This window comes from Cumulibacter manganitolerans, from assembly GCF_009602465.1.
Taxonomy (GTDB): Bacteria; Actinomycetota; Actinomycetes; order Mycobacteriales; family Antricoccaceae; genus Cumulibacter; species Cumulibacter manganitolerans.
This window is the reverse complement of the sequence record NZ_WBKP01000089.1, coordinates 1-8,129: the sequence shown is the minus strand read 5'-3', so window position 1 is coordinate 8,129 and position 8,129 is coordinate 1. Positions and strand designations below refer to the sequence as shown.

At 74.0% G+C, this 8,129-nt stretch carries 7 protein-coding genes; all 7 read left to right on the top strand.

The window, feature by feature from the left end; all coding sequences use genetic code 11:
• The first annotated feature begins 168 nt into the window (after positions 1 to 168).
• Positions 169 to 858, top strand: a complete 690-nt coding sequence (locus F8A92_RS17880) for a CIS tube protein (RefSeq protein WP_153506539.1) — start codon at positions 169 to 171, stop codon at positions 856 to 858.
• A complete protein-coding gene (locus tag F8A92_RS17875) occupies positions 858 to 2,042 on the top strand; it encodes a phage late control D family protein (RefSeq protein WP_153506538.1) in 1,185 nt (394 codons plus the stop codon). The genes F8A92_RS17880 and F8A92_RS17875 overlap by 1 nt, the downstream gene beginning before the upstream one ends.
• The gene (locus F8A92_RS17870; RefSeq protein ID WP_153506537.1) at positions 2,039 to 2,707 is read left to right on the top strand and encodes a phage baseplate assembly protein V; all 669 of its coding nucleotides are present in this window, start codon (positions 2,039 to 2,041) and stop codon (positions 2,705 to 2,707) included. The genes F8A92_RS17875 and F8A92_RS17870 overlap by 4 nt, the downstream gene beginning before the upstream one ends.
• 13 nt (positions 2,708 to 2,720) lie before the next feature.
• Entirely contained in the window at positions 2,721 to 3,002 is a 282-nt protein-coding gene (locus F8A92_RS17865) for a PAAR domain-containing protein (RefSeq protein ID WP_153506536.1), read from the top strand.
• A 1-nt stretch (position 3,003) separates the two neighbouring features.
• Positions 3,004 to 3,420, top strand: a complete 417-nt coding sequence (locus F8A92_RS17860) for a GPW/gp25 family protein (protein ID WP_153506535.1) — start codon at positions 3,004 to 3,006, stop codon at positions 3,418 to 3,420.
• Positions 3,417 to 6,911, top strand: a complete 3,495-nt coding sequence (locus F8A92_RS17855) for a putative baseplate assembly protein (RefSeq protein ID WP_153506534.1) — start codon at positions 3,417 to 3,419, stop codon at positions 6,909 to 6,911. Before F8A92_RS17860 ends, F8A92_RS17855 begins: the two co-directional genes overlap by 4 nt.
• Position 6,912: 1 nt before the next feature.
• A partial coding sequence (locus tag F8A92_RS17850) for a hypothetical protein (protein ID WP_456064335.1) occupies positions 6,913 to 8,129 on the top strand: 1,217 nt, incomplete at its 3' end.

The window sequence follows — 8,129 nt, the reverse complement described above, 5'->3', positions numbered from 1 at the left end:
GGGTGCGCCGCTCCGCCCGGCCGACGCGCCGGCGTCCGGCGCCTGGGCCGGCCGCGCCCCGGCTCCCCCGCTGGCCGGCCACGACGTCGAGCGGCTGACCGACCTCGTCGTCGGAGCGATCGACCGGCGGCTGATCGCGCACCGCGAGCGCAGCGGGCGGAGCTGGCCATGACCGGCCTGGAGAAGGCGACGCTGACCAATACCGTCACCGGGCGCCGGGTCCCCGTCCAGTTCAACCCCGGCGAGTACACGATCAACCGGGACGTCACCTATGCGCAGGCCGCCGTGCCCGGCCTCTCCGCACCGCTGCTGCAGTTCGTGCACGGCGGCCTGCAGACGCTGGAGATGGAGCTGTTCCTCGACACCTACGAGACGCACCGGGACGGTACCCGCCAGGTGAACGCGGCCGGCGACGATGTCCGCCCGCTGCTCGCGCAGGTGACCGGTCTCATGGACATCGACCCCACGACGCACGCTCCCCCGGTCGCGCTGTTCACGTGGGGGACGCTCAGCTTCACCTGCGTGCTGGCCCGCACGGTGCAGCGCTTCGTCATGTTCAAGCCGGACGGCACGCCCATCCGGGCCCGCGTCAGCGTGACGTTCAACGAGCTCAAGAACGCCGAGCTCGAGGCGAAGGAGATCAAGCGGGAGACCGCCGACTACACCAAGGTCCGGGTCGTCGCGCAGGGCGAGACGATCGCCGCGATCGCGACCGACGTGTACGGCGATCCCACGAAGTGGCGCCCGATCGCCATCCGGAACCGGATCGACGACCCGCGCAGCCTGCCGGCGGGGCTGGCGCTGTCCGTCCCCCGGTTGCCGTACACCGATCCCGAGTCCGGTCTGGTGATGCGCTGATGACCGCCGCACTCACCCGGTTCGCCCCCGACTACGCCGTCACGATCAACGGCACCCCCATTCCCGCGGCCCTGCGCGGCGCCGTCACCAGCATCCGTTACCAGGACGGCACGCAGGCGGCCGACCGCGTGGAGATCGCGCTCGCGAACCAGGACCTGCGGTGGCTGCAGGAGCACATCCGCGGGCTGGGCTTCTCCATGGCGCCGGCCCCGGTCCGGCTCGGGCCGGTCGGCGGCAGCGGGATCCCCGCGGGGCTGTTCGACCTCGACAACGCGCTGAGCCTCGCGATCGGGTACGCCGGCGGCACGCTGACCGAGGTGTTCACCGGCGACTTGACCGGCCTGACGATGTCCTTCCCGTCCGGGGGCCTCCCGACCATGACGCTCGTCGCGCACGACCACCTGCAGCGGCTCGCCCGCGGCACGGCGGCCCGCGGCTTCGGGCCGCTGCCGGACTTCCTGATCGCGTCGATCGTCGCTGCCGAGAATCTGATCATCCCGGCGATCGATCCGACGATCGTCGGCGCGTCCAGCGCCCTCGCCGCCGTCAACTACGTCTTCGGCGGCGCCGGGCGCAAGCAGCGCGGCCAGAGCGACCTGCAGTTCCTCGCCGAGATCGCGGACTCCTACGACGCGGACTTCTGGGTGGACGGCGACGTGCTGTACCTGTCGCGGTTCCTGAAGGAGTACACCCCCCGCCAGACGCTGACCTGGGGGACGTCGTTGCTGGACTTCGCGCCGCGCATCAGCACCGTCGGGCAGGTCGCCGGCGTCTCGATGAAGTTCACGCTGCGCGAGATCCCGCTGGACTTCCTGGTGTCGATCTTCTGGGACTTCGACCGCGAGTGCATCGGCGTCTCCGTCGTGCCGGGAGTCGCGGAAGCGGCCGGCGCGCCGTTCTCCGGGCCCGCGTTCACCATCATCGACCAGCCGATCTCCTCGCCCGCGGACATCGCGACCAGCGCAGTGAAGATCTACAGCGCGCTGCGGCGACGGCTCAACAGCCGGCTCACCGGAACGGCGACCGCGGTCGGCGACCCGACGATCCGAGCCGGGGCGATGGTGCGGCTGGAGGGGCTCGGCCCGGACTTCAGCGGCGACTACCGCGTCGCCTCGGCCACGCACACCCTCGACGGCTCGGGGTACCGCACCAGCTTCGACGTATTCAAGGAGATCCTGCCGTGATCGAAGACCTGATGGACGCCGCGGCGGATCTGGAGGAGAGCCTCAACAAGAAGTTCTACGGGATCTGTACCGGAACCGTCGTCCGTGTGGACGATCCGCTGACCCTCGGGCGGGTGATGGTGCGGGTGCCGTTCGTGAGCTCCACCGACCTGTCGGCCTGGGCGCGGGTCGCGACGCCCATGAGCGGGCGGCTCGCAGGGCACTACGCGATCCCGAACCCCGGCGACGACGTCGTGGTCGCGTTCGAGCATGGTGACGTCAACGCTCCCTATGTGCTCGGATGCCTGTGGAACGCGAGCGCGCCGCCGCCGATGGCCAGCCCGCTGCCCCAGGTCCGGATGATCCGCACGCCGGCCGGGAACCAGCTCGGCTTCCGCGAGGCACCGCCGGCCATCACGCTGACCACGCCGGACATGACCCAGGCGGCCGCAGGGCTGCCGCCGGGCATCACCCTGGCCAGCAACACGATGATCACCTTGCAGTGCGGGGCGACCCGGCTCACGCTGAGCCCGGCCGGCGTCACGATCACCGCCCCGGCCGTCACCGTGACGTCGACCGGGCCGGTGTCGACCACCGGCAGCACCGTCTCGACGACCGGCACCTCCGTCTCGATCACCACCGCCGGGGTCTGCTCGATCACCGGCTCGCTGGTGAAGATCAACTGAGGAGAGGCCCGACATGCCCCCCGCCGCGCGCGTCACCGACCCCACCGGACACCCCGGTCTCGTGAGCGGACCGGGCGTGCCGCCGGTGCTGATCGCCGGGCTGCCGGCGGCGGTGGTCGGCGACCTGCACACCTGCGCGATGCCCCCGCTCGCCGGACCGCATCCGCCCACCCCGTTCCCCGTCGGCAGCGCCACGGTGCTCATCGGCGGCCGGCCCGCGCTGCGGATGGGCGACCTGGCCGGCTGCGGCGCGCCGATCGTCGCCGGCGCGCCGACCGTGCAGATCGGAGGGTGAGATGCCCAGCGAGCCCGCCTCCGCCGGCTCCTTCCTCGGTGTCGGGTGGGCCTTCCCGGTCGACCTCACGAGCGCCGGTGGGATCGCGACGGCGGCCTACGACGACGACGTGCGGCAGGCGATCCGTGTCGTGCTCGGCACGTCGCCCGGCGAACGGCTGATGCGGCCCACCTTCGGCGCGGGGCTGCGCGACCTGGTCTTCGAGCCGCTCAACACGACCACCATGGCCCTGGTCCGGCACCGCGTGAGCGTCGGGCTCGCCACCTGGGAGCCGCGCATCGACGTGCACGAGGTGAACGTGACGGCCGGGACGCCGCACGGGCGCCTCGACGTCGCGATCGCCTACCGGGTCCGCGCGACCAACACGTTCTACAACCTCGTCTACCCGCTGTACCTCCTCGAGGGAGGCGACCGGTGACGACCCATCCCATCCGCTCCGACGACGCGTTGTACGCCGACCTGATCGTGCGCCTCGCCGGGTTCGTCCCCGGGCGGGTGTCCGACGGTGCCCCCGCCCAGGCGCTCCTGCGCGCCTATGCCCGCCAGCTCGCCGCCGTCCACGAACGTCTCGACCTCGTCCCCGGCAAGGCCCGGCTCGCGTTCCTCGACATGCTCGGGCTCTCGCTGCTTCCCGCCCGGCCCGCCCGCGCGCCGGTCAGGTTCACCCTTCCCCCGGGCGGCAGCGACACGCGTGCCGTCGCCGGCTCGCAGGTCGGGGCGTCCGTCCCCGGCCTCGACCAGCCGCTGGTGTTCGAGACGGAGACGACGACCGGGCTGACCGCGGCACGCCTCGTCGAGGTCGCGACCGTGTGGCCCGGGCGCGACGGGTGGGCCGACCACAGTGCGGCCGCGCGCACCGGCGCGGCGTTCACCCTGTTCGATCCGCTCGCGCCGGTGCCCCACGAGCTGTACCTGGCGCACGACACTGTGCTGGCGCTGACCGGCGCCGTCACCGTGGAGGTCGTCGTCGACCTGGCGCAGCCCGCGCCGGTGCCGATGCCGACGGTGTGGGAATACTGGGACGGCACCGGCTGGCGACGCTTCAAGGAGTTCGTGCCGGCCGCGAGGTCGAGGAGCTCCGACAGCGTCGACGGCACCGCGGGGCTGACCCGCAGCGGTACCGTGCGCCTCGTCGCGGACTGCGCGGGCTCGGTCCGGCGCGCCGTCGCCGGCCGGGTCTCGCACTGGATCCGGGCCCGGCTCGTCTCCGCTCTGCCCCCGAACGTCGCCGGTGCCCGTCCGGCCGTGGACCGGGTCCAGCTGCGCACCGTCATCGCGCCGAGCATGGGCGTCATCCAGCTGGCCGGTCCGGACGGCGGGATCGACAACCGGCTGTGGATCGAGTCCGCCGGGCTGGCCGCCCAGGGACTCGACCTCACCGACGCGACCGCGTCGCTGAGCGATCTGCAGGACCCGGATAGCACGTATCCGGTCCAGTCGCTCACCGCCGGGTCGGTGCAGTGGGACGGGCTGGACTATGGGAGCTACGTCCTGCGGGTCGCGATCTCCGGATACACGACGCTGGTCAAGACCGTGACCCATCAGCGGGGACGCAGCAACTACTACCTGTGGACCGACTTCAGCGGCCTGCCCCTGGACCGCGCCGCGAACGGCGGCGGGCCGGTCGACCTCTCCAAGAGCATGCTGCCGTTCGGCGCCACCCCGCAGCCGGGATCGGACTTCGCGATCGCCTTCGACCAGGCGCTGAGCAAGCCCGGCGCCGTCGTCACCCTGCGCCAGACGTGGGCGGACACGGGGACGAGCGACACCCTGCCGACCGGGGTGGCCGGATCCGACCACACGCCGGAGATGGTCGCCGAGTACTTCGACGGCACGGGGTGGCGCGCTCTGGAGGTCGCCTCCGACGACCTGGTGACGTTCTGTACCCAGGTCTCGGGCGGCGCGCTCACCTTCTCCGTGCCGGACGACATCGCCGCCGTCGAGGTCGCCGGGACGACGGCCCGGTGGATCCGGATCCGGCTGACCTCCGACACGTTCGCGAGGACCCTCACCACGACCTGGAAGGACGCGGCCGGCGACAGCCACGCGTTCCGGACGATCGAGCCCCGCCCGCCGTCCTGGCAGACCCTGCGCGGGGGCTTCGTCTACCGCTCGCCGCTGACCGGACCGCACGCGTGCCTCACCCACAACGACTTCGCGTACGAGGACCGCACGGCCGCGGCGCTCGATCGCGGCACCGCGTTCGAGCCGTTCGCCACGGTCCGCGACATGACGCCCACCCTGTATCTCGGCTTCGACCGGCCGCTGCCGGCGGACGTGATCAGCCTGTTCCTCGACATCGCGGAGATCCCGGGGATCGCCTCCGGCCCCGCGCTGGCCTGGGAGGCGTGGACGGGCGCACGCTGGGATCCGGTCGGCGTCCGCGACGACACCGCCGGGCTGGTGCTGCCGGGGGTCGTGGCCGTCACCTGTCCCGGCAGCAGCCCGCTCCCCGTCGCGACGGTGGTCGGCGCGTCGCAGAGCCAGGCCCTGCTCGCCGACGAGGTCGCGGCGTCGGCGTTCCGCCCCGGCGACCACGTGCTGCTCGGCTCCGGCGCCGAGCTGGAACCCGTCGTCGTCGACGCGGTGCACGGCAATGCGCTGACGTTCACGACGCCACTGTCCGGCAGCTACCCGCGCGCGACCGTGTCCCTGGCCGGGCTGGCCCGCTTCGGTACCCCCCGCGCCGCGTGGCTGCGCGCGCGGCTGCGCGCGGACGGCGAGCCGGCGCCCACCGCGATCGGCGGCATCTACCTGAACACCACCTGGGCCACGCACTCGAGGACGGTGCGCAACGAGGTGCTCGGCGGGGGCTCCGGCGAGCCGGGCCAGTCCCTCCGCGCGCGGCAGGCGCCGATCCTCCCCGGCCAGCTCCTCGACGTCCGCGAGCTGTCCGGGCCGCGCGCCGAGGTCGAGCGCAGCCTGCTGCTGGCCGACGTCGAGGCCGGCGGCCGCCCGTCCGGGGATCTCAGCATCGTCACCGACCCGCGGACGGGGGCGGCGGTGGAGGTCTGGGTCCGCTGGCAGGAGCGCCCCCACCTCTACTTCTCCGGTCCCGGCGACCGGCACTACGTCGTCGAGCGCTCGCAGGGCCGGATCACCTTCGGCGACGGCAGGCACGGGCGCGTGCCGCCCGCCGGGGCCGACAACCTGCGGCTCACCGAGTACCGCACGGGTGGCGGCGCGGCCGGGAACGTACCGGCCGGCGCCCTGACCACCCTCATGTCCGGCATCGTGGCCAGCGCGGTGACCAACGTGCGCGCGGCCGAGGGCGGGGCGGACGGGGAGCCGGTCGAGCGGGTCGTGCGGCGCGCACCGGCTCTCGTCCGCAGCCGGCTGCAGGCGCTCAGCGCCGCCGACTACGAGCTGCTGGCCCGGCAGGCCTCCCCGGCGGTCGCCGTCGCGCGCGCCGTCGCCGAGACCGGCGCGGACGGCGGCGGCTACCGGGTCCGGGTCACCATCATCCCGTACAGCAAGGACCCGCGCCCGATGCCGTCGTTCGGGCTACGGCGGCAGGTCGCGGAGCACCTGTGCGCGCGGTGCCCCGCGGCGGTCGCCGGCCAGGTCGGCGTCGTGTCGCCGGCGTACCACCCGGTGGGGGTCGCGGCGGCGGTCGTGCCAGCCGACCCGGCCGCGGCCGGCTCGGTCGGCGACGCGGCACTGGCCGCCGTGACCGCGTTCCTGCACCCGCTCGACGGCGGCCCCACCGGCGCCGGGTGGCCGTTCGGGAGGGGTGTGCACCTGTCGGACCTGGCGAGGCTCCTCGAGAGCGTTCCCGGTCTGGACCACCTGCGGACGCTCGAGCTGCTCGTCGACGGCGTCCCCCGGGGAGACGTCGTTCAGGTGCCCGCCGACCGCATCGTGGTGGCCGGACCGCTTCGGATCACCCTCTCCGGACCGGAGGACTGACATGCCCCTGCCCCTGCCGAACCTCGACGATCGCCGCTGGGCCGACCTCGTGGACGAGGCGCGAGCGCTGATCCCCAGCTATGCACCGGGCTGGACCGACCACAACTACTCCGACCCCGGGATCACGCTGCTCGACGTCCTCGCCTGGGCCACCGAGCTGGACCTGTACCGGGTCAACCGGATCACCGACGCCTACCGCGGCAAGTTCCTGCGGCTGGTCGGCTGCGCGCCGGCGCCTGCCCGGCCGGCCCGAGTCATGCTGACGGTGACGTCACGCTCGGCCGCGCCGCTCGATTTGCCGGCCGGTGTCGTCGTCGAGGCGACGCCCCCGGGCGGCGGGAGCCCGATCCCGCTGTGCACCGAGCGACCGCTGAGCGCGACCGGGATGCGCGTCGCGGCGCTGCAGGTCCTGGGCGCCGAGCCGGGCACCGGATCGATCACCGATCGCAGCGCCGACCTCGCCGCGGGCCGGCCGGTCCCCGCATTCGGGCCGGACCCGGCCGCGAACGCCGGCCCGTCCTCTGAGGCGTGCCCGGCGCTGCTGATCGGGCTGGCCGGCAGCGGGCCACCCGCCGCCGGACGGGCGCTGTCGGTCGCCGTCCAGCTCGCCGGCGACGGCGACCCGGAGGACCTGCGGGACGCCATGGCGCGCGCCGACATCGACCCGCACCGGCATCACGGCGCACGTACCGCATGGGAGTGGTTCGACGGCGCCGGCTGGCAGCCGTTCACCGGAGCGCCGGTGACCGACGAGACGCGCGCGCTGTCGATGTCCGGGCTCGTCACGTTGCCCAGCCCGGCCGGCTGGGCCGCCGCGGCCGTCGGAGAGGTGCTCGCCCCGCTGTACTGGATCCGCTGCCGGCTGGCCGCCGGCTGGCCCGACACGGCGCCGCTGATCCACGCGATCGGCAGCGACGCAGTGCCGGCCGTCCAACGCGTCCCCACCCTCTCGCCGACCACGCTCGGACCGCTGCGCGGGGAACCGGGCGAGACCCTCCTCGTGGGCGGCGACCCGCTGCTTCCGGGCGACCTGACCGTGTCGTCGCATCCGCCGGCCGGCGGTCCGCTCGTGCGCTGGCAGCAGCGGCCGGACCTCGACGCGGCCGCACCGTCGCTGCCCGGCTTCGTGCTCGCCGCCGACGGGCAGAGCCTCGCCTTCGGCGACGGAGACCGCGGCCGGGCGGCGCCGGCCGGCCACGTCGTGTCCGTCGAGGGGCT